Below are 23597 nucleotides of genomic sequence, written 5' to 3' on the forward strand. Positions count from 1 at the left end.
GCGCTGAAGCGACCCGTCGTCGTCGACCTGCGCAACATCTACCGCTCGAGCGAAATGCGCCAGCGCGGCTTCGAATACCTCAATATCGGAAACGCGTGAGCCGAAAATTCCCGGGGGTCGCCTTGATAACGTCATAGGCCTCCCCCACCTCTCGCATGGCCGGGCAGCCGCCCGGCCCAACATGAGAGGAGATGACGATGACGCCGCAGGAACGCGACGTGATCGCCGGGATTTTCGACCGCCTGCGCCAGGCGGCCAACCAGCCCCGCGACCCCGAGGCTGAGAACTTCATCGCCGAGCGGCTGCGCGAACAGCCCTATGCCGCCTATGCGATGGCGCAGTCGATCTATGTCCAGGAACAGGCCCTCGCCAATCTGCAGGCCCAGGCCCAGCAGCTTCAGGCCGAGGTCGAGGCGTTGCGCCGCCAGCCGGCCGCAGCCCCCGCGCCGGCACAGTCGGGCGGCTTCCTGTCCGGGATCTTCGGCGGCGGCGCGAGCCAGCCGGCCCGCAGCGGCTCCGTGCCATCCTTCCCGCAGCGCGCCGCGCCCCAGCCTGCCGCAGCGCAGCCGGCCTCGCCGCCTTGGGGCGCCCAGCCGGGCCAGCAGGGCATGGCGGCAGCGCCCGCTCCCGGCCCCTGGCAGAGCCAGCAGGCGCAAGCCCCGGCGCGCGGCGGCTTCATGGCGAGCGCCTTGACCACCGCGGCCGGCGTCGCCGGCGGCATGGTCGCCGGCAATCTGCTGATGAACGCCTTCGGCGGCGGCAAGAGCGCGTCATCGGAAGCAAAGCCGGCCGAGGCCAGCACGGCACAGCAGAACGACACCGCCACGGCCGAGAATGCCCAGCCGGCGTCGAACCAGTCCTATGAGGATCCCGGTCACAGCTACCAGGAGCCGAGCTACCAGAACGCCAGCAACGAGGGCTATGACGACGGCTCGAGCGGCTTCGGCGACGACGAATGGGCCTGAGCGGCCGCTTCGTAGTCCCTGGATGAAATCAGCAGACCCGCCCGGCAACGGGCGGGTCTTTTCGTTGGGCGGACGCGCCCGGGCGCCCGATGCGGCGCATTGGGAGAGCGGCGGAGAGACGCAGCCGACCGCGCCTCTCGCGGCCATTTCGCCTTTTCCGGGGCTATCTGTGGAACATGGGCATGCGCATCGGCTCCGCGCGAGGATCGGCCTCGGGCGCAAAAATGGCGACGGCTCCGGGGTGAACCTTGAAATGGGCCGGCGTCGCCGTGACGATCTCGCCATCGGTGTTCACCGGCATCGGCCGCTTGGTCAGGATGTCGAATTCGACGCAGCGCGCGGTGCGCACTTCCTGCCAGGCTCCGTGCGTGCCCGATCTGAACGAGCGCAGCATCAGCGCCAGTTTCCAGAGGTTACTGAGTTCGAGGCTGTAGAGATCGAGATGGCCGTCATCGATCTCTGCGTCGTCCCGGACGACGTTTCCGCCGCCATAGTGCCTGCCGTTGCCGATCGCGATCTGGAAGGTGTCGACCTCGGTCGTCCGGCCCTTCTCAGTGATCGTGGCATGGAAACGCGAGGCCTTCGTCAGCACCTTGGTAGCCGCCAGAGCATAGCCGAGACGCCCGAAGCGCTTCTTCAGCGTCGGATCGAGCCCTTGCGCGAGCTCGCTGCTCAGGCCGATGCTGGCGACGTTGAAGAAGGCGTGGCCATTGACCGTCCCCATGTCGATGCGGCGCGTCTGCCCGGCGGCGATCACCCGAGCCGCGGCGATCAGATCCATCGGGATCGCGAGGGTCCGGGCCAGGTCGTTCGCCGTTCCCATGGGCATGATGCCAAGCGGCAGGCCGCTTTCCATCACCGCCATCGCGCCTGAGGAGATCGAGCCGTCCCCGCCGCAGATGACGATCAGGTCGGCGATGCTGCGCAGACGCACGATGTCGCGCGCGATCTCCGGCAGGGCCTCGAATGTCTCGATCGTGACGTCGATCCCGGCGAGCGCCAATTGCCTGAAGGGACCGTCGAGGGATTCCTGCCCGCGCCGCGCCTTCGGATTGCGTAGAACCAAAGCGCGTTTGCGATCAGCCTGCTTCATCTGCACAGTTCTCGTGGCGGGACAGCCGGGCTCACTTGGGAGCGCGGGCACGCAAATTCAATCGCGCGGGTCGGCAGGCTGGGAACGCTGCTGCTTCAGATCTTGGAGCCGGACGCACGCCGGCGACAGAGATCAGCGTTCGATCCGCGAACCGGGATCACTTGGCGAGGGCGTCGCCGACCCCATGCCAGATCTGGTCCTTCAGCGCGATCAGCGGCGGCGCGGGAATGGTCGCGGGCGGTTCGGTGCGCCTCACGCCGTCGGCCACCAAAGTGGCGATGTGGATCTCGCCATCGGTGTAATAGGGATCGCCTTCGCCATTGCGGCCGAACAGGGTCGGCCCCACCCCGGAGATCTGGAAGAAGTTCCGGACCATGCCGGCCTTGCCGAGGTCCTGCATCAGCAGGTCTCGCTCGACGTCGATGTCGGGCGCGATGTGGTGCGTCACCTGGCCGGTATCGTGGCTGAAGCCGACGCCCCGGTCGAAGGTGACCGAGCCAAGCCAGACCGGGCGGCCATCATTCCCCTTTTCGAGGACCACCCAGAAGCGCACATGGTGCCGGCGATCCGCGCTGGTGCCCTCGGGCTTTTCGAAGGCGAGCTGCTCCTTCTTGCCCTCATAGTAGAGCGGGCTGACCGGTGCATCGCGATAGGGCCGGTCGAGCACCACGCTGCCGACGATCTCGATGCTGGTCCGCAAGGTGATCGGGTCGGCCGGATACCAGCCTGCGGCATGCATGGCGCGCAGAGCGTCGTCCTTGCTGCCGACGAAGCCGACATTGAGCGCATCACCCGGAATGCCGCTCGCGGTGCGCGTCACCATGGGCAGGGCGGCGAGACCGGGTTCGCGCTCGTAATGTCGCCACAGGAGCGGCAATAGCAGATAGGCCAGCAGCAGGTAGCCGGCGAGCGCACCCACCAGGACGATCCACCAGCGTCGCCTGCGCGTGATCTGTCCCATTTCCGGCATCGGCTCGATCGCAATTGCGGCGTTACGCAGCCCCGCCGAGGGAACACGCTGCCTGCTCAGGCTAATCTCCGGCGAAGTGCGCCGTCTATTGTCTCTTGGTGCTCCCGTCCAAGCGTGCCCGCGATCAGCAGGCACGGCTTTCGAGAGAGGCCGGCCTCAGATCACCAGCACCTTGGCGCCGACACGGACCCGGCCATAGAGATCGACCACATCGTCATTGGTCATCCGGATACAGCCGGAGGAGACCGCCTGGCCGATGGTGTTCGGCTCGTTGGTGCCGTGGATCCGATAGAGCGAAGAGCCGAGATAGAGCGCGCGGGCGCCCATCGGGTTGTCCGGCCCGCCGTTCATGAAGCGCGGCAGGTCGGGACGGCGCTTCAGCATCTCGGCCGGCGGGGTCCAGCTCGGCCATTCCGCCTTGCGGCTGACCGTCTTCATGCCCGCCCAGGAGAAGCCGGGGCGGCCGACACCGATGCCATAGCGCAGAGCCCGGCCGCCGGGCTGGACCAGGAAAAGGAAACGGCGCGGCGTGTCGATGATGATGGTGCCGGGCTTGTGCGGGCCGTCATAGGCGACTTCCTGCTTCTGGAAGCGCGGATCGACGACGCGCTCGATCGGCCGCTCGGCCGGCATGGGCTGGCCGAGGGCTGCACTGCGGCGCTCCCGGCGCGGCTCGAGCGGATCGCCATAGACGGGCACCGCCGGTTCATAGTCGGAAAGCCGGCGGGTCGGCTGCTGGCCATAGGCGCTACGGGGCGGACGGTTATAGACCGCGCCGCCCCTGCCATAATCGGTGGGGTCGCGCCCGGTCATCATCATCTCGATGAAGCCGCCGCCATATTGGCCGCTGCTGCGGGGAGCCGCCACCGTCGGATCGGCCGGCCGCCAATAGGTCTGAGCCTGCGCCTGGCCGGCGCTATGGACCAACCCTCCGAGCAAGGCGAGGGAAACGAGACGGATCGGACGCATGACGCAACTCTCTCGACACAATCTGCGAGGGAGCCTGGACAAGGCCTTGCAACGAATGATGAATCGTTGACTCCAACAGGCCGGAACGGCGTTGAAAGCAGGCAGTTCCGCGTATTAACCTTAGCATTCGGCAAGGGAACGCGGTGAACCAATCCTTGATTCGGCGCATCAGAAAAGCCCGATGAACATCTTCTCGTCCCAGCGGAACGGCGGACAGGCGGCGACCTTCTCCAGCCCCGGCGACAGCGCCACGGCCTCCCCGTCGAACGCCACCCCGCGAATGGTCGTGAGGCAGCCGCCTCGGGCCGGGTCGGGCGTCGAATGCTCGATCAGGGCGAGACGGCGGCTCCCCATCAGATGATAGCGGACCGCGCCGCCGGGCTCCCTGTGAAAGGCGCAAGGGAAGGGAATGCCGACCGCGAGTTCCTCGCGGCCATTCTTGCCGGCCCAGGTCAAAACGCAGCGATCCCCCCTTGCTGCGAGTTCGGCGCTCTCGGCCGGGGGCATGACGGGCAGCGCCCCCGCGGCCTGGGCCAGGGCTCCACCGGTCAGCAACGAGAAAGCCAGGACGAGACCCGCAGTGTTCATTTCAGTTCCCAGAACCAGATCTGCTTCGCCTTGTTCTGCGGGTCGCTGTAGGATTTGGTGAAGCCGGTATGCCAGAGATCGATATGGTCGCCGACCTGCCGCGTCTCTCCGGCCCGCACGAAGCAATCCTTGAAGAAAATGATCCCCTTCTTCTCCGCCAGGAGCAGTTTGGCCTTTGCCGGGTCATTGTAGACCTTCGGCGGACCGATCTTCCGGTACAACCAGTTCGCCAGCGACTCGGCGCCCCGTGCATGCCCGTGCGAGCATTTCGGCTCGGAATAGGAGCCCTTGCTCACGGTGAGCGTCTTCTCCGCGTTCAGCGTCAGGCTCATTCTGATGGCGCATTCGTTGGCGAGCCCGTCAGAACAATGCCTGACCTCGGGATCCGGATAGCTCGCCCAGAGGTTGAGAAAGCTCGGCTTGGCCATCGGCAGCCTCCCCCAAACCGCGGCAGGATCGCGGGGACGGCCGTGTTCGTCAACTCGTGCGTTCAGACACCGGAGTCCGGGGGAAAGTCGTCACGGCCCGTCGGTCCCGACGGCCGCGCCGCGGCGCATCTTGCGCGCGAGGAACCAGAGCTTCAGCAATGTGCGGCAGCGGGCGATGTCGAAGGCCAGCACCAGCCCGCAATAGACCAGTGCGCCGATCGTCCCTTGCAGGAGAAGCTCGAATACCGGAGGGAACCGGCCGGACAGCGGCGCGACACAGGCCGCCATCGCGGCAAGCGCGACGAGGATCAGCCCGATATCGCGTCCTGAAGGCCAGACCGGCAGCGCCCGCAATGCCGCCCAGCCGGTAATGGCGAGCACCACGACGAAGCCGGCCGTCTGGCCGAGCGCGAAACGCTCCGGTCCGAGCAACTCCCCTGCCCCGAAGACGAGGACGAGATTGACCGCCAGCCCGAAGCCGGCCGCGAGCGTCGCCATGCCGGTGCGCTTGCCGAGCAGGAAGACCGGATAGAGCCCGGCGACGAAGATCGTCAACGCCAGGAAACCCGGCAGCAGCTGCACCATATAGGCCGAGAAATGGCCGTGGAAATTCGCGGGGACGAGCAGCTTCTCGAAGGCCGGCAGCACCAGGAACAGCCCGAGCGCGACCGGCAGCGCCACCATCAGCACGATGACCAGATTGGCGGCGATACGCTTCTGCGCGGCGCGCCGGCCCTTGGTCTCGTCGAGGCGCAGGACCTCGCGCAGCAGGACGATCTCCAGCGTCGCACCCAGCGTGCCGAACAGGCGCAAGCCCATATCGGCGGCGAGCGAGAAATAGCCGGCTTCGGCAAAGCCATGGGCGTCGGCGAGCAGCGTGCGATTGATCAGCGGGATCAGCGAGTAGATCGCGTTCGCCCCGACCAGCGGCAGCGCATAGACGGCGAAGTTCCAGGCGAGGTCGCGCCGCGCCGCCGACCAGGCGAGCGGCCGGTCGGCGAGCTGCCGGCGCACCGCCAGCAGCGCCGCCATGACGCTGATCACGCCACCGAACATCACGACGGTGGCGTCGCGCATCCACCAGGCACCGCCGACCATCAGCAGCAGCGCCAGCACGTTCTTGACGATGATCAGCCGGGCATAGGCGGCATCGAGGAAACGGGCGCGCGCGATCGCACCGTGATAGTCGAACAGTCCGGCGCAGATGCCGCCTGCGACCGAGGCCGCGACCAGCATCGCCGGGAGCTTGAAATCGATGCCGACGACAAAGGCCGCGATCAGCAGGCCGGCCAGCGCGATCGTCATTCCGGCGGCGAGAACGTCGAGCGTCGCGCGGATCTCGGGCTGCGTCTCGCGGGTCTTCAGGGAATAGAAGCGGACGGCCGAAAGCCGGATCCAGTCGAGCAGCGCCGTGTTGAGCAGCACGATCAGCGCTGCGCCGATGGCGTAGCGTCCGAACTCGGCCGGCCCGAGGAAATAGGCGATCAGCAGGCCGAGAGCGAAGTTCAGCCCGGAATTGATCACGAAGGGCAGAAGGACGGTCATGGCGCCATTGCGAAGGGCTGAGTCGACTCAACATCGGGTGCGCAGCGGCGCGCCCTTCCCGCCTAGAGCATGTTCCGCCAAAGTGGAAACCCCTTTTGCGGCCGGCACAGGCTCAAGACATTGATTTGACGTGCTTTCCGACGCGAAATTGAATCCGCGGGCCACGCCGGCCGCAATGAGGACGACGAAGCCCGGTGCCGAGCGACCCGCTGTTCTACCTCGTCGGCTGGGTGACGACGCTACTGATCGCGATCGGCAAGGGGGCCTTCGGCGGCGGGCTCGCCATTCTCGGCGTGCCGCTGCTCGCCCTCGTCGTCGAGCCGCTGCAGGGCGCGATCATCGTAGCCTTGCTGGTCGCCGGGATGGATTTGTTCGCGTTCCGCGCCTTCGGCGTCGCAACCTGGTCCAAGCCCGACCTCGCCTGGCTCGTACCCGGGCTCGCCCTCGGAATCGGCATCGGCTACGCCGTCTTCCTGATGGTCGACGCCCGGATCGTCACCCTGGTCATCGGCCTGACCACGCTGAGTTTCACCGCGCACTGGTTTCTGCGCGGACGCCTCGCGCCTCCCGGAAGCCTGCCGGTCTCCCCGGTGCTGGCCCTCGCCGCCAGCACCACCTCCGGCTTCACCACCTTCGTCGCCCATGCCGGCGGGCCGCCGGTGGCAATGTACCTGCTGGCGCGCGGCCTCTCGAAGACCAGCTTCGTCGGCACCACCATCGCGCTCTTCATGCTCGGCAACCTGCTCAAGCTGCCGCCCTACCTTTCGCTGGCGCTGAAGCAGCCCGGGCTGCTCTGGGCGGCGCTCGCCCTCGCACCGGCGGCACCTCTCGGCGTCTGGCTCGGGCGCTGGCTGCATGATCGGCTCGACCAGAAAAGGCTGTTCTTCGCCTGCTATCTGCTGCTCGCCGCCGCGGCGCTGAAGCTGACGGCAGACGCCGCCCTGGCGCTGCTGCGATAGGAGCATGGCAGGCGAGCGAGAGCACCATCTTTGCAGCCGACCCGATTGGCCCTAAGCGCTTGGAGCATGAGCCTTCCGCCGCTTCGCGACGCCATCGACGCCGATTCCGAACGCCTCGCCGCGCTGGTCGCCGCGAGCTTCGCCGAATATCCCGGTTGCCTGTTCCACTGGCCGGAATTTCCGGAGCTGCGCCATCCCGCCCGCCATTTCGCCGGCAAGGGCGGGCGGCTCTGGGTCGCCGAGGGGAGTGACGGCCGCATCGTCGGCTCGATCGGCGTCGCCCCCGTGCCGGAGCAAAACGCGGCCGAGCTGACCAAAGTCTATGTCGATCCGGATTATCGCGGCGCCGGCCTCGCGCAGGCGCTGTTCGCCCGCGCGCTCGCCTTCGCCAGGGACAGGGGCTGCGCCGAGATGATGCTCTGGTCCGATACCCGCTTCGCCCGCGGCCACCGCTTCTACGAGAAGCTCGGCTTCGTGCGCTGGCCCGGCGAGCGCTACCTCGCCGACATCTCGGCGACCTGGGAATACCATTTCCGCAAGCCGCTGGCCGACATCCAGCCATGACCCCCGGCACTGCGCTGCGCGCCATCCTCGGCATTGCCCTGCTGACGCTGATGGATGTGGTGATCAAGGCGCAGATGCAGCAGCACCCGTTCATCGTGGCGCTGTTCATGCGTTTCGCCATGGGCGGAATCTGCGCGCTCACCGTCGTCGCGTTGCTGCGTCCGCCCGCTCCGACTCGGGCGAGCGTGATCGGCAACAGCCTGCGCGTCCCGGTCGTGGTCCTGACCGCCGGGAGCTTCTTCTACTCGATCGCGACGCTGCCCCTGGCGGAAGCGCTGACGCTGTCCTTCCTGGCGCCGGTCTTCGTCGCGCTGCTCGGCGCGCTGATCCTCAAGGAGCGGCTGGATGCGCGCATCCTGCAGGCGCTGGGCTTCGGCCTCGCCGGCATGCTGGTGATGGTCTGGCCGCGCCTGCAGGGTGGCATCACCGGGGCGGAGCTCGGCGTCGCCGCAGCACTGTTCTCGGCCGTGTCCTACGCCTTCAACCTGATCCTGCTGCGCCGGATCGCGCTGAAGGAGCATCCGGCGATCATCGTGCTGTTCCAGAACGCCGGGCCGGCGCTCTGCCTCGTCATCCCGGCCGCGTTCCATTTCGTCCCGATGAGCGGTGGGGATCTGGCGGCCTATCTCCTCGCCGGGGCGCTCGGCGTCGGCGGCCATCTCCTGCTCACTTCGGCCTTCGCCCGGGCACCGGCATCACGGCTGGCGCCGATCGAGTACACGGCACTGGTCTGGGCGAGCCTGCTCGGCTGGATCGTTTTCGCAGAGGTGCCGCCGCTCACGACCTATGCCGGTGCGCTGCTCATCGTCGCCGGCGCCTTCGCTATCAGCAGGCGCTGATCGCCGCGCGCCCGACCGGACACGGTCAGGCGACGCCTCGGCCGCCGGCGGCGCCCTGCGCAGCGAAAATCAGGCAGGTCTCGGTGCCATGGGCCAGCAGTTTTCCGCGCGCGTCGAGCAGCCGTCCCTCGGTGGTCGCGATCGTGCCGCCGCGATGGATCAGCCGGCCTTCACAGCGGACCTCGCCACTCTCCGGCATCACCGGGCGGACATAGTTGAGCTTCATCTCGAGCGTGGTGTAGCCCTCGCCGACCTTCAGCGTCGAATGGGCGGCGCAGGCCATGGCGGAATCGAGGATCGTCGCGGTCCAGCCGCCATGGATCGTCCCGAGCGGGTTGAAGAAGCGCGGCGAGGGCTTTCCGACGAAGACCACCCTGCCCTCATCGACCTCGGCGAGCTCGAAATCCATGGCGTCGGCGAACGGCGCCCCCGGATGCCTGCCCTCCATCATGCCGCGCAGGAAACAGGCGCCATCCTCCGCGAGCAGGACATCACGACTGACGACACCGACTGTGCGGGACATGGGCAAGGCCTCGATCAATTTCGTGTAGATACACGTTATGAAGGAAGGCGCAGCCCGGTCAAGCGCTGCCGCGAGCGCGCATGGCCTTCCCTCCGGCTCAGGTCGCCTGGCGGGCGGCGCGGCGGACGGCCTTCAGCGCATCGCGGGTCTCGACCCAGCGCTCGTGCCCGAGCCCGCCCTCGATGCGGTCCTGCGCCGCGCGCCAATACGGGATCGCCGCCTCGATCGCCGTACGCCCCTTGTCGGTGACCGCATAGACCAGCGCCCGCCCCTTGCGATCGACAGGCTCGATCAGCTGCTCGGCCGCCAGCAATTGCAGATTGCGGGTGAGCGAGGTCCGCTCCAGCGCAAAGCGATCGGCAAGCTCGGTCACCGAACGCCAGGCACCGGTCGAGAGCGCCGAGAGCAGCACGAACTGAGTGATCTTCAACCCGCTCGGCCGCATCGCCTCGTCATAGGCACGCGTGACCGCGCGAGCCGTCATGCGGATATGCAGCACGACGCAGGAGCGTGCGATCTCGTCGAGGCGCGGGTCGGGCTTGGGCGTGGTCATTGCGGCAGGATAGTTCATTGCGCGGAAAAGTGGGAACCGGATTTTGGTAGGCGCGGCAACTCTAAACTCATAGAAACGATCACGTTTTCCGTGCCCGGCCTGCCGCTCCGGCATGCGGCACGAGCGCGCGAGCCGGCAGGCATGAGCGGCGCATTCACCTTTTGCGCGGAGGCTTCCTTGACTCGGGAAAGGGGCGCGCCTATCTCCGCCCTGCCTGTTAGCACTCACGTTAGGAGACTGCTAACAGGCCCCCCCACGGGCCAGCCCAGCGTGCGCCCGCCCAGATTTTGATCGAGAGGAAGACAGAACCATGAAGTTCCGTCCGCTGCATGACCGCGTTGTGGTCCGTCGCCTTGATAGCGAAGAGAAGACCAAGGGCGGCATCATCATCCCCGACACCGCCAAGGAAAAGCCCCAGGAGGGCGAGATCGTCGCCGTCGGCCCGGGCGCTCGTGACGAGGCCGGCAAGCTCGTTGCCCTCGATGTCAAGAAGGGCGATCGCGTCCTCTTCGGCAAGTGGAGCGGCACCGAGGTCAAGATCGACGGCCAGGACCTTCTGATCATGAAGGAATCCGACATCATGGGTATCGTCGGCTGATCAGCCTGAAGACCGCCCTTCCGTAAAGTTCAATCAGGAGTAGTCTCATGGCTGCCAAGGAAGTCAAATTCTCCACGGATGCCCGCGACCGCATGCTGCGCGGCGTTGAAATCCTCGCCAACGCCGTCAAGGTGACGCTCGGCCCGAAGGGCCGCAACGTCGTGATCGACAAGTCGTTCGGCGCTCCGCGCATCACCAAGGACGGCGTCACCGTCGCCAAGGAAGTCGAGCTCGCCGACAAGTTCGAGAACATGGGCGCCCAGATGGTGCGCGAAGTGGCCTCGAAGCAGAACGACGCCGCCGGTGACGGCACCACCACCGCGACCGTTCTGGCCGCCGCCATCGTCCGCGAGGGCACCAAGGCGGTTGCCGCCGGCATGAACCCGATGGACCTGAAGCGCGGCATCGACCTCGCCGTCGACGCCATCGTCTCGGACCTGAAGAAGAACTCGAAGAAGGTCACCTCGAACGCGGAAGTCGCGCAGGTCGGCACGATCTCGGCGAACGGCGACGAGTCGGTCGGCAAGATGATCTCGACCGCCATGCAGAAGGTCGGCAACGAGGGTGTCATCACCGTCGAGGAAGCCAAGACCGCCGAGACCGAGCTCGACGTCGTCGAGGGCATGCAGTTCGACCGTGGCTATCTCTCGCCCTACTTCATCACCAATGCCGAGAAGATGGTCGCCGAGCTCGAGGACCCCTACATCCTCGTGTTCGAGAAGAAGCTGTCGTCGCTCCAGGCGATGCTGCCGATCCTCGAGGCCGTCGTTCAGACCGGCAAGCCGCTCCTGATCATCGCCGAGGACGTGGAAGGTGAGGCTCTCGCCACCCTCGTCGTCAACAAGCTCCGTGGCGGCCTGAAGGTCGCGGCTGTCAAGGCTCCGGGCTTCGGCGACCGCCGCAAGGCCATGCTCGAGGACATCTCGATCCTGACCGCCGGCCAGATGATCTCGGAAGATCTCGGCATCAAGCTCGAGACCGTGACGCTCAACATGCTCGGCCGCGCCAAGAAGGTGCGCATCGAGAAGGAGAACACCACGATCATCGACGGCGCCGGCAAGAAGAAGGACATCGAGGCCCGCGTCGCCCAGATCAAGGCCCAGATCGAGGAGACCTCCTCGGACTACGACCGCGAGAAGCTCCAGGAGCGCCTGGCCAAGCTCGCCGGCGGCGTCGCGGTGATCCGCGTCGGCGGCGCGACCGAGGTCGAGGTCAAGGAGAAGAAGGACCGCGTCGACGACGCCCTGAACGCGACCCGCGCGGCCGTGGAAGAGGGCATCCTGCCGGGCGGCGGCGTCGCCCTGCTGCGTGCGCTCGCTTCGGTCAAGTCGCTCAAGACCCAGAACGACGACCAGAAGACCGGCGTCGAGATCGTCCGCAAGGCGATCACCGCTCCGGCCAAGCAGATCGTCGACAACGCCGGCGATGACGGCGCGGTCGTGGTCGGCAAGCTGCTGGAGTCGAAGGACTACGCCTACGGCTACAACGCCCAGACCGGCGAGTTCGGCGACATGGTCAAGGCCGGCATCATCGACCCGACCAAGGTCGTGCGCACGGCGATCCAGGACGCGGCTTCGATCGCCGGCCTGCTGATCACCACCGAGGCGATGATCGCCGAGCTTCCGAAGAAGGAAGCCCCGATGCCCCCGATGGGCGGCGGCGGCATGGGCGGCATGGACTTCTGAGGAAGTCCATGCGCCCGAAGACCTTGAGTGCCGAAACCGGGCAAGCCCGGTTTCGGTGGCGGCATGGACTTCTGAGGAAGTCCGAGCCCTCAAGCTCGATAATGACAGAAGGCCCGGCGCAAGCCGGGCCTTTTCGTCTTCGGCTCCCCGTCATTCCGGCGCTCTGCTGCGCCGCGGCCGGAATGATGGCGCTCGGTCAGCACCCTCCCGCCCTTGCACCAGCGCAAGCGCGACCGGACTTGCGTCGACTTTGGTTGTAGGTCTTAGTCGGCATAGGTGCGGCATCCTGCCGCGCCCTGATCCCCGCTGAGGCCAAGCCATGCTGAACAACCCAGCACTTTCAGACACCGCCAAGCTCGTCGGCCGTATCCTGCTTGCCCTGATGTTCGTCCTGGGCGGCTGGTCCAAGATCTCCGGCTACGCCGGGACGCAAGCATACATGGCTTCAGCGGGAGTCCCCGGCATACTGCTGCCGCTGGTGATCATCGTCGAGCTGATCGGCGGGTTGATGATCGTCATCGGTTTCAAGACGCGGCTGGTGGCGCTCGCGCTTTTCGGCTTCACCATCGCCGCTACGGTGCTCTTCCACATGAACTGGGCCGCGCCGATGCAACAATTGCTGTTCATGAAGAACCTCGGCATCGCCGGCGGCTTCCTCCTGCTCGTCGCGGCCGGCGCCGGCGCCTATTCGGTCGACAGGGACTGAACCGGAGGCCGCCCGGCTGAGCCGGGCGCGCGAGGCCCGCGCGCCCGCGACGCTGCTTGCGCCCGCATCACCACCGCCGGCCCGAAGGCACGGAGCCGGATCACGATCCCGGAAAAATCCGGGCTCGGCCTTGAGTCCGGCCTTTTTTGTCGGCACGGCTGCTCTACAACAGCCATTCAGACTGGCGCGTCATCGCGCCGATTCCCGACAAGGACCCATTCATGCGCTTGTTGAGTTTCGCTGTCGCCGGCCTCGCCCTGATCGCGCTGATCGTCGGACAGCAAAGCGGCAGCCCCGGTATGCTCGGAATGGGCGTGGTCGGCGTATTGCTGACCGCAGCGACCTGGCGCTCGGCCGGAATCAGCTATTTCCTCAAGATCTTCTCCGGCATCTTCGGCACCGAATATGTGATCTTCGGCGCCGGCGCGGTGCTCGCCCAGATCGGCTGGTGGCCGCAGGCCTGGGCCGCCGCAGCCCCGCCGACGAGCCTGGGCACCACCGTCGCGGTGTTCGGCATCCTGATCTACGCGATCTCCTTCGTGCCGGTGGTGCGGCGCATCGCCGACCTCGCCTCGCCCTATTTCCTGGCGCAGGACCCGAGCAGCATGAATTTGGGGCCGCTCGGCCGCTATCCGATGAAGCTCGGCCATTTCGCCGTGGCGGCGGTCGTCTTCCTGATCGTGCTCAACCAGGCGCAGGTCGGCATCTCGCTGCGGATCAACTTCTTCTATCGCGACTTCTACAACGCGCTGCAGGAGAAGAACGCGCCGGTCTTCTGGGACCAGCTCATCAACGTCTTCGGCGTCTGGGCCGCGATTTCGGTGATCAGCGTGCTGATCGAGACCGTGGCCAATTCGGTGCTGCTGATCCGCTGGCGCGAATGGATGGCGGCCGAATACAACCGGCGCTGGCTGCAGAACGGCAATCACTACCGCATCTCGCTCGCCGGTACCGCCGACAACCCGGACCAGCGCATCTCGGAAGATACCCGCTCCTTCCTCAACCAGACCTACGCCTTCTCACTGACCCTGATCACCCAGGTCTCCACACTGGTCTCGTTCTCGATCATCCTGTGGTCGATCCCGGTCGCGATCACGGTGCCGGGCACGGACATCGTCATCCCCGGCTTCATCTTCTGGGCGACGCTGATCTATGCGGCGGTCGCGACCTGGATCACGCATCTGATCGGCAAGCCGCTGATCGGGCTCGAATTCGAGCAAGAGCGGCGCGAGGCGAATTTCCGCTTCTCTCTCGCCCGCCTGCGCGAATATTCCGAGCAGATCGCGCTGATGCGCGGAGAGACCGCCGAGCGTCGCCATCTCGGCGAGACCTTCGGCGGCATCGTCACCAATTTCTACAACCTGCTCTGGCGCAGGCTGAAGCTGACGACCTTCACCCTGTCCTACAACCAGGCGAACGTCGTCATCCCCTTCCTGCTGCTGGCGCCGTATTACTTCGCCGGCGCGATCGCCTTCGGCGTGCTGACCCAGGTCTCGTCGGCCTTCGGCCGGGTCGAGACGGCGATGTCGTTCTTCATCAACAGCTATCAGTCGATCGCCTCCTATCTCGCCTCTATCAACCGCCTCACCACCTTCGAGACCGCGATCGCGCAGGCCGAGGCACAGGCGGCCGGCGCGGCCGGCGCCAATATCGAGATCGACGAGCAGCCGGGTCCCGATGCCAGGGTCAGGGACCTGACCCTGAACCTGCCGAACGGCTCGCCGATCGTGACGGTCCCCGAGCTCACGCTGCCTTCCGGCCGCTCGACGCTGGTGATCGGCCCCTCCGGCTCCGGCAAGTCGACGCTGTTCCGGGCGCTCTCGGGCATCTGGCCGTTCGGCAAGGGCCAGGTCGAGACTCCCGCCAACACCCGCATGCTGCTCCTGCCGCAGCGGCCCTATCTGCCGCAGGGCACGCTGCGCGCCGTCATCGCCTATCCGGCCGAGCCGGATGCCTTCAGCGATGCCGAACTTCGCGCCGCGATGGAGAAGGTGAAGCTCGGTCATCTCACCGAGCGCCTCGACGAGGTCGACCTCTGGAGCCAGCGCCTCTCGGGCGGCGAGCAGCAGCGCCTGGCGGTGGCACGCGCGCTGCTCGCCAAGCCGGACTGGCTCTTCCTCGACGAGGCCACCGCCTCGCTCGACGAGAAGCTCGAAGGCGAGATCTACGCGATGATCCGGCGCGAACTGCCGCAGACCAGCGTGGTCTCTATCGGCCATCGCTCGACCTTGCGCGAGATGCACGAGGAGCTGATCGCGATGGAACGCAACCCCGACGGCACGCACAGCCCGCGCGTCAGAGCGATGGAGCCGGCTGCCTAGCCGATGTTCCGATCCGCTTTCACCGTCATTCCGGCCGGCCCCGGGGGCTCCAGCCGGAATGACGTTTCGATCAGCGCGAGATTGCTCCGGGTGCGCCTGGCCAGGACATCGAATCCGCCTGTCCAACCAACCCGGTACTTCGCAAAAAAATCGCCGCGCCTCCCAACGGAAGCGCGGCGACCCGGAAACTGTCGGTCTCGCGCGGAAACGAAGCGGCTTTCCGCCCGCGGGCCGAACGGCCTATAGCATCGGACCGAAAAGTGGACTCAGCCTTTCGGAAAACTCCGATGCGATAACAATGCGATAGATCACCGCGACCGCGTCCGGACGCGCGGCGATCTAGGCGCCGAAAGACCGGCGGGCCTCAGATACCGCGATCGAAGCGGATTTCGCCGGAAGCGGTCTTCAGGACGAGCCGCCCCTCGACCAGGTCCCATTGCCGGGCGCCACGCAGCGCCAGCAGGAAGCTACGTTCGAAATCCATCACCGCCTTGTCGCAGGCGCGCTTGGTCACCGCGACCGGCCCGACGGCAAAGCCCTGCTGGCGCAACGGATAGGCCGAGGCCGAATAGGTGTTGCAGCCGGAGAAGCCGGTGCCGCGCAGATTGGCGTCGACCTTCAGCGTGATCCGCCGGTCGTTCAGCGGCTTGCCGTTGAACTGGACCGCCGTCCAGGACGCATCGAGCGGGAAGTTCTTCTCCTGCTTGGGCGCCGGCGCCGGCTGTCCCTGGTCCGGAATCTGCGAGGGGCGCTGACGGCCCTGCGCGAGGGCGTCACCGGCCAGAGCCGGCAACAGGGAAAAGGCGATGGCGGCCGCAAGGCCGAGGCGCGACTGCATGCTCAACTGGTCCAAACCCCGGATTGGAAATAGCGCGACGGGCAAAGGTTAGTTCCAAATGTCACCACTGCACCGAGAAAGCGGGCGAATGCAAGCCTCGATCGCTCCCTGAACAAGGTCAGCCGCGGCAAAAACCGGCACCACGGCAACCTCGGCGCCATCGATACAGCCGCTGGCACCACAGCCGCGTAGCCCGAGAATGCGACGGGAATCCGGCACCCGCACGGAACTCCAGCCCAAACAGCGGCATGTGCCGAGGCCACCTCACAGCGACAAGCGGCCGTTTCTTCCGGTCAAATCCGCGCCTGGAGCCGCTCGATCAGCGGATTGGTGCGGCGGAAAACGTAGTCGAGCGCGCGCACGGTAATGTCGTCGGCACCGGCGCGGGTCAGTTCCTCGACCAGCGGGAACACAGCCTTCTTCGGACAATGCAGGGTCACGACGCCGTCTTCGCCGCCGGCGCCGAAAGGCAGGCGGGCGCCGAGGCGCTGGGCGATCTCGCCGAGGCGCTGCGGCGAGACCGCATGCAGAACGGCGCGGACCTCGCGCAGCGAGCGCGCTTCCTCCTCGGCGGCGATCCGACCGAGAATGGCGGCCGCGGCATTGCGAGCCCGCTCGCCCCAGGGCGCCCGGACCGAGGCGACGAGATTGGCCTCCGACGCCAGCATGACGCCGTCGTCGAGCACCTTCAGCGCGTTGGCGACGAGTGTCGAGCCGGTCGTGGTGATGTCGACGACGATCTCGGCCGTACCGGCGGCCGGCGCGCCCTCCGTCGCGCCGAGGCTCTCGACGATGCGGTAATCGGCAAGGCCGTGACTGGCGAAGAAGCGCCGCGTCAGGTTGACGTATTTGGTAGCGACGCGGAGCTTGTTGCCGGTGCGGGCCCGCATGGTCGCGGCGACATCGTCGAGATCGGCCATGGTACGGACATCGATCCAGGCCTGCGGCACGGCGACGACTACATTGGCATTGCCGAAGCCGAGCGGGGTCAGCAGTTCGATCGCCGCATCGGCATCGGAGACCTGCTCACGGATCAGGTCCTCGCCGGTGATACCGAGATGGACCGCGCCCGAGGCGAGCTGCGATACGATCTCGGAAGCCGAGAGGAAGGCGACCTCGGCCCCTTCCAGCCCGGCGATGGCGCCGCGATACTCGCGCGAGCCGCGCGCCTGCACGAAGGACAGTCCGGCCCGGCCGAAGAAGGCCGTGGCGTTCTCCTGCAGCCGGCCCTTGGACGGCACGGCCAGGACGAGCGGGGCATCATTCATGTTGTTTTCCGCCGCGCTCATGCCGTCGCTCCTGCCAGCCGGTCGAGCCAGATCGAGGCGCCGACCGCCGCGACGGGCTCCGGCGCGCCGAGGCGCTGCAGCACGCCGTCATAGCGGCCGCCGCCGGCGATCGGCTTCAGCTCGGGCCTTGCCGGATCATGCAGCTCGAAGATGAAGCCGGTATAATAGTCGAGATTGCGGGCAAAGGCGGCCGAGAAGCCGATATTGCCGACATCGACGCCGCGCGCCGCCAGGAAACCGGTGCGTTCGTCGAAGACGTCTAGCGGCGCGGCGAGATCGAGCCCCGCCTCGCTCGCCAGCTTGCGCCAGGCGGCCGAGGCGCTGTCGGGATCGCCGCTGATCGCCAGCGCGCGGCCGAGCAGCGCCCTCGCCTCGTCGCTGACCGGGTTGTCGCGCTCGGCGGCACGGGCCAGAAAACGCTCGGCGATGTCACCCGCCGAGCGGCCGCCGACGGTCGAGATGCCGGCGATCGAGAGCACGTCCTCGACGAAAGCCCGGGCAGCCTTGGGGTCCTGCCCTTCCAGTGCCTTGAGCAGCCCGGCATGGGTCGCTTCGGTCGCGGCTGCCGGCGCATCGAGCGCCGAGACAGCATCGGCACCCTTGCCCTGAGCAACGGCGCGCATCAGGCGGCGGCGAGCCGCCTGCGGCACGCCAAGCCCGTCGAGCAGAGCGGCGAGCAAAGCGACATCACCCATCAACAGGCGCGGCTGGGCGAGCCCGAGCGCCGCGACGGCTTCAACGGCGAGCGCCATGATCTCGGCATCGGCGGCAGCGACGTCCCCGCGGCCGAAGGATTCGATCCCGGCCTGGGCGAACTCGCCGGGCTCGTTGGAGCGCATGCGGAAGACCGGGCCGGCATAGGCGTAGGAGGCCGGCTCGGTGGACCGGGCGGCGATATGGGCGAGCGCGACGGGGATCGTATATTCCGGCCGCAGGCACCATTCGCGACCGTCGAGATCCTGCGTCAGGAAGATGCGGCGGCGGATGTCCTCGCCGGACAGGTCGAGGAAGGGCTCGGCAGGCTGCAGGATCGCGGGTTCGGCGCGGGCATAGCCCTCGCGCTCGAACAGCGCGATCACGGTGTCGATGCTGGCACGGGTCGCGGTCACGGCATTGGTCCTGTTGCGGCGCCGTCCTAGCAGGGACGAACCGGATTTTCGACGGTTTTTAGGGAATTGGGTTAGCGGGAATCCCTTCGCCTGCTACCCGTCGCCGTCATGCTCGCCCTTGTGGCGAGCATCCACGTCCTGAACACCGTCCTCGCTCAAGGAAGACGTGGATGGTCGGAACAAGCCCGACCATGACGGAGAGGCTCGCTCTCGGGTCAAGGCCGGGCATGACGGAAGAGCACCTTCTTCACGCCCTCGACCAGCTCCGCCACCGGGACGGAGAACTGTGCTTCCGCCTGCCTCGCCTTGTGCTCGGCGGAATCCTTGACCTCGCGCCCGGCGGCGGCGAGCTCGGCGCCGAGGATCAGGTCCTTGATGACGACCGTGCCGGCCTCGCGCTCCGAAGAACCCTGGATCACCGCGCAGACGGCGCCGCGCCTGTCGGCATATTTCATCTGGGCGTTGAAGCCGGAAGCGCCGAGATAGAGGTCCGCGCGCAGCAGCGGCTTGCCGTCCGCATCCTTCGCCTGCCGCAGGGCCGAGACCATCGCCTGATAGGCTGGCATGAACTCCGGCGACTTGTTGTCCATGGCGGTGACGACGACCAGCGGCAACTCGTTCCTCTGGTCGACGATCGGCGACTTCACCGCCTTCAGCGCCGAATAGAGCCGGGAGACGCCGATCGAGAAGCCGGTCGCCGGCACGGGCTCGGGCCGGAAGCGGCCGACGAGACCGTCATAGCGCCCACCACCCGCGACCGAGCCGAAGCGTACGACCTGACCGTCCTCATTGGTCACCGGGAAGGTCAGCTCCACCTCGTAGACCGGGCCGGTATAGTATTCGAGGCCGCGCACGACCGAGGGGTCGATGATGATGCGGCCAAGATAGCCGGCGGCGGTGACGAGTTCTCGGATCTGCTCCAGTTCCTCGATGCCGGCGCGGCCGTTCTCGGCGCTCTCGACCAGCTTCCCGAGCTCGCTGACGGCCTCGGCCGACAATTCAGCCGCCCGGGCACTGTCGGCGGCGGTCGATTTGCCGAGCTCGGCGAGCTTCTGGCCCAGCTCGAGATAGCGCAGGATCGTCTCGGCCTGCGCGCCCGTCAGCCCGGCGCCCTTGGTGAAGTCGCCGCTCTCGTCCTTGCGGCCCTCGCCGAGCAGCTTGCCGACTTCGGCCAGCGGGAACTTGTCGGCCTTGTCGATCGCCCGCAGCACGGCGAGCCGCGCCGCCTGATCGATACCAGCGGCGTCCATCACCCCGTCGAGCACCTTGCGGTTGTTGACCTTGACGACATAGTCGCCGCGCCTGATGCCGAGCTTCTCCATCGTGTCGGCGGCGAGCATGCAGATCTCGGCATCGGCCGCGACCGTGCCCGAGCCGACGATATCGGCGTCGAACTGCATGAACTGGCGGAAGCGCCCCGGCCCCGGCTTCTCGTTGCGGAAGACATAGCCGGCGCGATAGCTGCGATAAGGTTTTGGCAGCGCGTCGAAATTCTCGGCGACATAGCGGGCGAGCGGCGCCGTCAAATCATAGCGCAGCGAGAGCCACTGCTCGTCATCGTCCTGGAAGGAGAAGACGCCCTCGTTCGGCCGGTCCTGATCCGGCAGGAACTTGCCGAGCGCATCGGTATATTCGACGAAGGGCGTTTCGACAGGATCGAAGCCATAGAGCGAGAAGCTCTCACGGATGACGGACAGCATGCGCTCGGTGGCGGCGACATCGGCCGGGCCACGGTCGACGAAACCACGCGGCTGGCGGGCTTTCAGCTTGCTGGAGGCGGTCTTGTCGGCGGACATGGCTGCGGAACTCGATAAGTAAATGCTTATTGATGCCCGAGCGGGTTAGACCCTGAGGCCCCCGGGGGCAAGTCTTCCCGGCGCGGTACGGGAAACGCCGTCATGGTCGGGCTTGTCCCGGCCATCCACGTCTTCCTTCACCTAGCGCGATGTTCAAGACGTGGATGCTCGCCACCAGGGCGAGCACGACGGAGGAGGCCGTCACCCCGCCGCGACCAGAACCTCCGCCGCCGGAGCCTCCCCGATCCCGGCCTGCGCCAGCTTCGCCGGGACCGGCCCGCCGGTCGCCCAGTCGAGCAGCTCGGCGGTGTGCACGACCGGCGTCGTCGCGCCCTTGTCGGCGAAGCCCTTGGCCAGCTGGGTCATGCAGCCGATATTTCCGGTGGCGACGAGATCGGGCCGGGTGCGGCCGATATTGCCGATCTTGCGCTCGCGCAGTTGCCCGGCGATCTCCGGCTGGAGGATGTTGTAGACGCCGGCCGAGCCGCAGCAGATATGGCCCTCCGGCACTTCCTTGACCCGGAAGCCGGCGCGCGACAGCAGGCGCTTCGGCCCGTCCTTGAGCTGCTGGCCGTGCTGCATCGAGCAGGCGGAGTGATAGGCGACGGTGAGATCGAAGCCGCGCACCGGCGCGATCTCCAGCGTCTCGACGAATTCGGTGACGTCCTTGGCCAGCGCCGAAACCTTGGCCGCCTTCTCGGCATAGGCTGGTTCGTTCCGGAACATGAAGCCGTAATCCTTGATCGTCGTGCCGCAGCCCGAGGCCGTGATCAGGATGGCGTCGAGCCCCTCGCCGTCGATCTCGGCCATCCAGGCGTCGATATTGGCGCGGGCGAAGGCGAGCGCGTCATGCTCGCGGCCCATATGGTGGACAAGCGCTCCACAGCAGCCCTCGCCCTTCGGCAGCACGACCTCGACGCCATGGCGGGTCAAAAGCCGGATCGTCGCCTCGTTGATGCCGGGATCGAGCACCGGCTGGGCACAGCCGGAGAGGATGGCGACGCGCCGCTTGCGCTCGCCGCTGGCCGGGAAGCTTTGCGGGCCTTCCATCGCCGAGCGGTTCGGCAGGCTCCAGGGCGCCAGCGCCAGCATCGCCTTCAGCGAGGTGCCGAGATGCGGCAGCGCGCCGAGCGCCCCGGCGAGGGGCTTGCCGAGCCGGGCGGCCAGCATGGCGAAGCGGAAGCGGCCGGGATAGGGCAGGATCGCGGCGAGGAGGCGCCTGAGCGCCCGGTCATGCCAGGGGCGCTGATAGGTCTCCTCGATATGGGCGCGGGCATGGTCGACGAGATGCATGTAGTGCACGCCCGAGGGGCAGGTCGTCATGCAGGACAGGCAGGAAAGGCAGCGGTCGATATGCTTGACCACCTCCGCCGTCGCCGGCCGCTCGTTCTCGAGCATGTCCTTGATCTGGTAGATGCGCCCGCGCGGCGAATCGAGCTCGTCGCCGAGCAGGAGGTAGGTCGGGCAGGTCGCGGTGCAGAAACCGCAATGCACACAGCTGCGCAGAATCTTCTCCGAGGCCTGCAGGCGCGGATCGGAAGCGAGATGCTCGGGGGTAAAGTTGGTCTGCATGATCTCGTCCGTGTCGCCCTGTACGTCATGGTCGGGCCTGTCCCGACCATCCACGTCTTTTCCTCAATCCGCGCCGCAAGACGTGGATGCTCGGCACAAGGCCGAACATGACGGAAACGACGGTCAAATCCCCGCATACATCCGGCCGGGCTCGAACACGCCCTCCGGATCGAAGCTCTTCTTGATGCCCGCCGTCACCCGCATCAGCGGTTCGGAGAGCGGCTCGAAGACCGGCACGACGGCGCGCACCGCATCGGGCGCCCGCACCAGCGTCGCATGGCCGCCGAGCGGCTTCGTCGCGGCGCGGATCGCGGCGGCGCCGGCATCGCCCGCCGCCGGAACCGCGAGCCAGACCAACCCGCCGCCCCAATCGTAGAACCAGCGCGCCTGTGGAATGGCGCGGGCGATGGCGGCGGTCGCCCTTGGGCCATTGCTCGGAGCCAGCGAGAGCCGCCAGACGGCCTCGTCGCTACCGGCGAAGAAGGCGGCGTCGCGGACCTCGCGCCAGAGCGCGTCCGAGCCGCGCCCTTCGATCAGCTCGGGCCGGCCATGGGCCTTGAGCAGGCGCGCGAGCTCGGCGGCGCGATAGCCGATCGAGGCGGAGAAATTCTCCAGCCTGATCAGGGTGCGGGCGTCCTCGGCGCCGATCCCGGCCGGCAGATGCGCCGCGGCCATCGGCTCGAAGGGCGAGCCGAGCGCCGCGGAGAGCAGCGCAACCGCCGCCGCGTCGGAAAGGCCCTCCCAGATCAGCGTGACGACGCGCTCCGGCCGCGGCAGGACGCGGAAGGTCACCTCGGTCAGGAAGCCGAGCGTGCCGAAGCTGCCGGCGACGAGCTTCACCAGATCGAGACCGGTGACGTTCTTCATCACCCGCCCACCGGACTTCACCAGCTCGCCGCGGCCGTTGATCAGCCTGATGCCGATCAGGGAGTCGCGCGCGGCGCCGGCATTGATCCGGCGGGGGCCGGAGATGTTGCCGGCCGCGATCGCGCCGATCGTCGGCTCTCCCTCGCTGCCCAGCAAGGCGCGATGGTCCATCGGCTCGAAAGGCAGCATCTGGCCGCGCTCTGCCAGCGTCTGCTCGATCAGCTTCAGCGGCGTGCCGGATTTGGCCCCGATCACCATTTCGGCGGGTTCATAGAGGGTGATGCCGGAGAGCCCGGCGCTGGAAAGCGTGCTGACGGCGTTGTCCGGCCGCCCCAGGCCGGAGCGCGTGCCGCCACCGCGGATGGCGAGTGGGATGCGCGCCTCGACGATCGAGGCGACGACGGCGCAGGCCTGTGCCTCTGTGGTGGGAGTGTGGAGCATCACGCGCCCACCACTGTCATTCCGGGGCTTCGCATCGCGAAGAACCCGGAACCCACGACTGGGTATCGCCGGTCAGGACAGCCCTTCATAGAAATCCTTCCATTCCGGATTCATGTCTTCGATAAGCTTGATCTTCCAGGCTCTGCGCCATTTCTTCAGGACCTTCTCCCGGTCGATCGCATCCCTGACGTCCTCGAACTGCTCGTACCAGACCAGCCTGTCGACCCCGTAGCGGCTCGTGAATCCAATGTTCCGTTTCACTTTGTGCTCATAGGCACGTCTCGCCAGATCGTTGGTGATGCCCAGGTAGAGCGTACCGCTTCGCTTGCTGGCCATGAGGTAGACGAAATACGCCATCCCGCGCACCCGGTCGTGGGTT

At 67.1% G+C, this 23597-nt stretch carries 23 protein-coding genes; 8 read left to right on the forward strand and 15 right to left on the reverse strand.

The window, feature by feature from the left end; translation table 11 throughout:
• Positions 1-197 precede the first annotated feature (197 nt).
• A complete protein-coding gene (locus ACWGRX_RS04015; RefSeq protein WP_452116509.1) occupies positions 198-965 on the forward strand; it encodes a DUF2076 domain-containing protein in 768 nt (255 codons plus the stop codon).
• A gap of 163 nt (positions 966-1128) precedes the next feature.
• Here the strand turns inward: ACWGRX_RS04015 and ACWGRX_RS04020 are convergent, their stop codons facing one another.
• The 6 genes from ACWGRX_RS04020 to ACWGRX_RS04045 all read right to left on the reverse strand — a co-directional run bounded on the left by ACWGRX_RS04020 (position 1129) and on the right by ACWGRX_RS04045 (position 6558).
• The gene (locus tag ACWGRX_RS04020; protein WP_452116510.1) at positions 1129-2058 is read right to left on the reverse strand and encodes a lipid kinase; all 930 of its coding nucleotides are present in this window, start codon (positions 2056-2058) and stop codon (positions 1129-1131) included.
• A 157-nt stretch (positions 2059-2215) separates the two neighbouring features.
• Positions 2216-3028 carry an LssY C-terminal domain-containing protein gene (locus tag ACWGRX_RS04025; protein WP_452116511.1) on the reverse strand — a complete coding sequence of 271 codons (813 nt, stop codon included), beginning with the start codon at positions 3026-3028 and terminating at the stop codon, positions 2216-2218.
• Positions 3029-3184: 156 nt separating this feature from the next.
• Positions 3185-3997 carry a L,D-transpeptidase gene (locus ACWGRX_RS04030; protein ID WP_291645238.1) on the reverse strand — a complete coding sequence of 271 codons (813 nt, stop codon included), beginning with the start codon at positions 3995-3997 and terminating at the stop codon, positions 3185-3187.
• Positions 3998-4165: 168 nt separating this feature from the next.
• Complete coding sequence (locus tag ACWGRX_RS04035) at positions 4166-4585, reverse strand: hypothetical protein (protein WP_291634024.1); 420 nt, start codon at positions 4583-4585, stop codon at positions 4166-4168.
• The gene (locus tag ACWGRX_RS04040) at positions 4582-5013 is read right to left on the reverse strand and encodes a T6SS effector amidase Tae4 family protein (protein ID WP_291634022.1); all 432 of its coding nucleotides are present in this window, start codon (positions 5011-5013) and stop codon (positions 4582-4584) included. The genes ACWGRX_RS04035 and ACWGRX_RS04040 overlap by 4 nt, the downstream gene beginning before the upstream one ends.
• 90 nt (positions 5014-5103) lie before the next feature.
• Complete coding sequence (locus ACWGRX_RS04045; protein WP_452116512.1) at positions 5104-6558, reverse strand: lipopolysaccharide biosynthesis protein; 1455 nt, start codon at positions 6556-6558, stop codon at positions 5104-5106.
• A 194-nt stretch (positions 6559-6752) separates the two neighbouring features.
• Between ACWGRX_RS04045 and ACWGRX_RS04050 the strand changes: the two genes are divergently transcribed.
• The 3 genes from ACWGRX_RS04050 to ACWGRX_RS04060 all read left to right on the forward strand — a co-directional run bounded on the left by ACWGRX_RS04050 (position 6753) and on the right by ACWGRX_RS04060 (position 8920).
• Positions 6753-7517 (forward strand): sulfite exporter TauE/SafE family protein, encoded by a 765-nt coding sequence (locus ACWGRX_RS04050; protein WP_452116513.1) that lies wholly within the window; start codon positions 6753-6755, stop codon positions 7515-7517.
• Between the two features lie 66 nt (positions 7518-7583).
• A complete protein-coding gene (locus ACWGRX_RS04055; protein ID WP_291645230.1) occupies positions 7584-8081 on the forward strand; it encodes a GNAT family N-acetyltransferase in 498 nt (165 codons plus the stop codon).
• Positions 8078-8920, forward strand: a complete 843-nt coding sequence (locus tag ACWGRX_RS04060) for a DMT family transporter (protein WP_452116514.1) — start codon at positions 8078-8080, stop codon at positions 8918-8920. The genes ACWGRX_RS04055 and ACWGRX_RS04060 overlap by 4 nt, the downstream gene beginning before the upstream one ends.
• A 25-nt stretch (positions 8921-8945) precedes the next feature.
• Here the strand turns inward: ACWGRX_RS04060 and ACWGRX_RS04065 are convergent, their stop codons facing one another.
• Positions 8946-9443: a PaaI family thioesterase gene (locus tag ACWGRX_RS04065; protein ID WP_452116515.1), complete on the reverse strand. Its 498-nt coding sequence runs from the start codon at positions 9441-9443 to the stop codon at positions 8946-8948.
• 97 nt (positions 9444-9540) lie between these two features.
• The gene (locus ACWGRX_RS04070) at positions 9541-9996 is read right to left on the reverse strand and encodes a MarR family winged helix-turn-helix transcriptional regulator (protein WP_291634010.1); all 456 of its coding nucleotides are present in this window, start codon (positions 9994-9996) and stop codon (positions 9541-9543) included.
• A gap of 310 nt (positions 9997-10306) precedes the next feature.
• Between ACWGRX_RS04070 and groES the strand changes: the two genes are divergently transcribed.
• The 4 genes from groES to ACWGRX_RS04090 all read left to right on the forward strand — a co-directional run bounded on the left by groES (position 10307) and on the right by ACWGRX_RS04090 (position 15306).
• Positions 10307-10594 (forward strand): co-chaperone GroES, encoded by a 288-nt coding sequence (groES, locus tag ACWGRX_RS04075; RefSeq protein ID WP_291634008.1) that lies wholly within the window; start codon positions 10307-10309, stop codon positions 10592-10594.
• A 47-nt stretch (positions 10595-10641) separates the two neighbouring features.
• Positions 10642-12279: a chaperonin GroEL gene (groL, locus tag ACWGRX_RS04080; protein ID WP_452116516.1), complete on the forward strand. Its 1638-nt coding sequence runs from the start codon at positions 10642-10644 to the stop codon at positions 12277-12279.
• A gap of 319 nt (positions 12280-12598) precedes the next feature.
• A complete protein-coding gene (locus ACWGRX_RS04085) occupies positions 12599-12985 on the forward strand; it encodes a DoxX family protein (RefSeq protein ID WP_452116517.1) in 387 nt (128 codons plus the stop codon).
• Between the two features lie 221 nt (positions 12986-13206).
• Positions 13207-15306 carry an ABC transporter ATP-binding protein/permease gene (locus ACWGRX_RS04090; protein WP_452116518.1) on the forward strand — a complete coding sequence of 700 codons (2100 nt, stop codon included), beginning with the start codon at positions 13207-13209 and terminating at the stop codon, positions 15304-15306.
• 364 nt (positions 15307-15670) lie between these two features.
• On the opposite strand, the gene ACWGRX_RS04095 is transcribed toward ACWGRX_RS04090, so the two are convergent.
• From ACWGRX_RS04095 to ACWGRX_RS04125, 7 genes are all read right to left on the reverse strand, one after another.
• Positions 15671-16144 (reverse strand): META domain-containing protein, encoded by a 474-nt coding sequence (locus tag ACWGRX_RS04095; protein WP_452116519.1) that lies wholly within the window; start codon positions 16142-16144, stop codon positions 15671-15673.
• A 293-nt stretch (positions 16145-16437) separates the two neighbouring features.
• A complete protein-coding gene (hisG, locus tag ACWGRX_RS04100; RefSeq protein ID WP_291642479.1) occupies positions 16438-17412 on the reverse strand; it encodes an ATP phosphoribosyltransferase in 975 nt (324 codons plus the stop codon).
• A 17-nt stretch (positions 17413-17429) separates the two neighbouring features.
• Positions 17430-18542, reverse strand: coding sequence for an ATP phosphoribosyltransferase regulatory subunit (locus tag ACWGRX_RS04105; protein WP_452116520.1), 1113 nt, complete (start codon positions 18540-18542; stop codon positions 17430-17432).
• Between the two features lie 215 nt (positions 18543-18757).
• Positions 18758-20338, reverse strand: coding sequence for a histidine--tRNA ligase (gene hisS / locus ACWGRX_RS04110; RefSeq protein WP_452116521.1), 1581 nt, complete (start codon positions 20336-20338; stop codon positions 18758-18760).
• Between the two features lie 201 nt (positions 20339-20539).
• Positions 20540-21910, reverse strand: a complete 1371-nt coding sequence (gene glcF, locus ACWGRX_RS04115) for a glycolate oxidase subunit GlcF (RefSeq protein ID WP_452116944.1) — start codon at positions 21908-21910, stop codon at positions 20540-20542.
• Positions 21911-22033: 123 nt separating this feature from the next.
• A complete protein-coding gene (locus ACWGRX_RS04120; protein WP_452116522.1) occupies positions 22034-23221 on the reverse strand; it encodes an FAD-binding protein in 1188 nt (395 codons plus the stop codon).
• Positions 23222-23290: 69 nt separating this feature from the next.
• Positions 23291-23575: a GIY-YIG nuclease family protein gene (locus ACWGRX_RS04125; protein ID WP_452116523.1), complete on the reverse strand. Its 285-nt coding sequence runs from the start codon at positions 23573-23575 to the stop codon at positions 23291-23293.
• Between the last annotated feature and the right edge of the window lie 22 nt (positions 23576-23597).

The sequence above is a fragment of the Allobosea sp. NPDC055594 genome (genome assembly GCF_053618995.1).

What these genes read in the sequence shown, in the direction of transcription:
- ACWGRX_RS04015 (WP_452116509.1), top strand. Translation starts at nt 198, where the DNA reads ATGACGCCGCAGGAACGCGACGTGATCGCCGGGATTTTCGACCGCCTG.
- ACWGRX_RS04020 (WP_452116510.1), bottom strand. Translation starts at nt 2,058, where the DNA reads ATGAAGCAGGCTGATCGCAAACGCGCTTTGGTTCTACGCAATCCGAAG.
- ACWGRX_RS04025 (WP_452116511.1), bottom strand. Translation starts at nt 3,028, where the DNA reads ATGCCGGAAATGGGACAGATCACGCGCAGGCGACGCTGGTGGATCGTC.
- ACWGRX_RS04030 (WP_291645238.1), bottom strand. Translation starts at nt 3,997, where the DNA reads ATGCGTCCGATCCGTCTCGTTTCCCTCGCCTTGCTCGGAGGGTTGGTC.
- ACWGRX_RS04035 (WP_291634024.1), bottom strand. Translation starts at nt 4,585, where the DNA reads ATGAACACTGCGGGTCTCGTCCTGGCTTTCTCGTTGCTGACCGGTGGA.
- ACWGRX_RS04040 (WP_291634022.1), bottom strand. Translation starts at nt 5,013, where the DNA reads ATGGCCAAGCCGAGCTTTCTCAACCTCTGGGCGAGCTATCCGGATCCC.
- ACWGRX_RS04045 (WP_452116512.1), bottom strand. Translation starts at nt 6,558, where the DNA reads ATGACCGTCCTTCTGCCCTTCGTGATCAATTCCGGGCTGAACTTCGCT.
- ACWGRX_RS04055 (WP_291645230.1), top strand. Translation starts at nt 7,584, where the DNA reads ATGAGCCTTCCGCCGCTTCGCGACGCCATCGACGCCGATTCCGAACGC.
- ACWGRX_RS04060 (WP_452116514.1), top strand. Translation starts at nt 8,078, where the DNA reads ATGACCCCCGGCACTGCGCTGCGCGCCATCCTCGGCATTGCCCTGCTG.
- ACWGRX_RS04065 (WP_452116515.1), bottom strand. Translation starts at nt 9,443, where the DNA reads ATGTCCCGCACAGTCGGTGTCGTCAGTCGTGATGTCCTGCTCGCGGAG.
- ACWGRX_RS04070 (WP_291634010.1), bottom strand. Translation starts at nt 9,996, where the DNA reads ATGACCACGCCCAAGCCCGACCCGCGCCTCGACGAGATCGCACGCTCC.
- groES (WP_291634008.1), top strand. Translation starts at nt 10,307, where the DNA reads ATGAAGTTCCGTCCGCTGCATGACCGCGTTGTGGTCCGTCGCCTTGAT.
- groL (WP_452116516.1), top strand. Translation starts at nt 10,642, where the DNA reads ATGGCTGCCAAGGAAGTCAAATTCTCCACGGATGCCCGCGACCGCATG.
- ACWGRX_RS04085 (WP_452116517.1), top strand. Translation starts at nt 12,599, where the DNA reads ATGCTGAACAACCCAGCACTTTCAGACACCGCCAAGCTCGTCGGCCGT.
- ACWGRX_RS04090 (WP_452116518.1), top strand. Translation starts at nt 13,207, where the DNA reads ATGCGCTTGTTGAGTTTCGCTGTCGCCGGCCTCGCCCTGATCGCGCTG.
- ACWGRX_RS04095 (WP_452116519.1), bottom strand. Translation starts at nt 16,144, where the DNA reads ATGCAGTCGCGCCTCGGCCTTGCGGCCGCCATCGCCTTTTCCCTGTTG.
- hisG (WP_291642479.1), bottom strand. Translation starts at nt 17,412, where the DNA reads ATGAATGATGCCCCGCTCGTCCTGGCCGTGCCGTCCAAGGGCCGGCTG.
- hisS (WP_452116521.1), bottom strand. Translation starts at nt 20,338, where the DNA reads ATGTCCGCCGACAAGACCGCCTCCAGCAAGCTGAAAGCCCGCCAGCCG.
- glcF (WP_452116944.1), bottom strand. Translation starts at nt 21,910, where the DNA reads ATGCAGACCAACTTTACCCCCGAGCATCTCGCTTCCGATCCGCGCCTG.
- ACWGRX_RS04125 (WP_452116523.1), bottom strand. Translation starts at nt 23,575, where the DNA reads ATGGCGTATTTCGTCTACCTCATGGCCAGCAAGCGAAGCGGTACGCTC.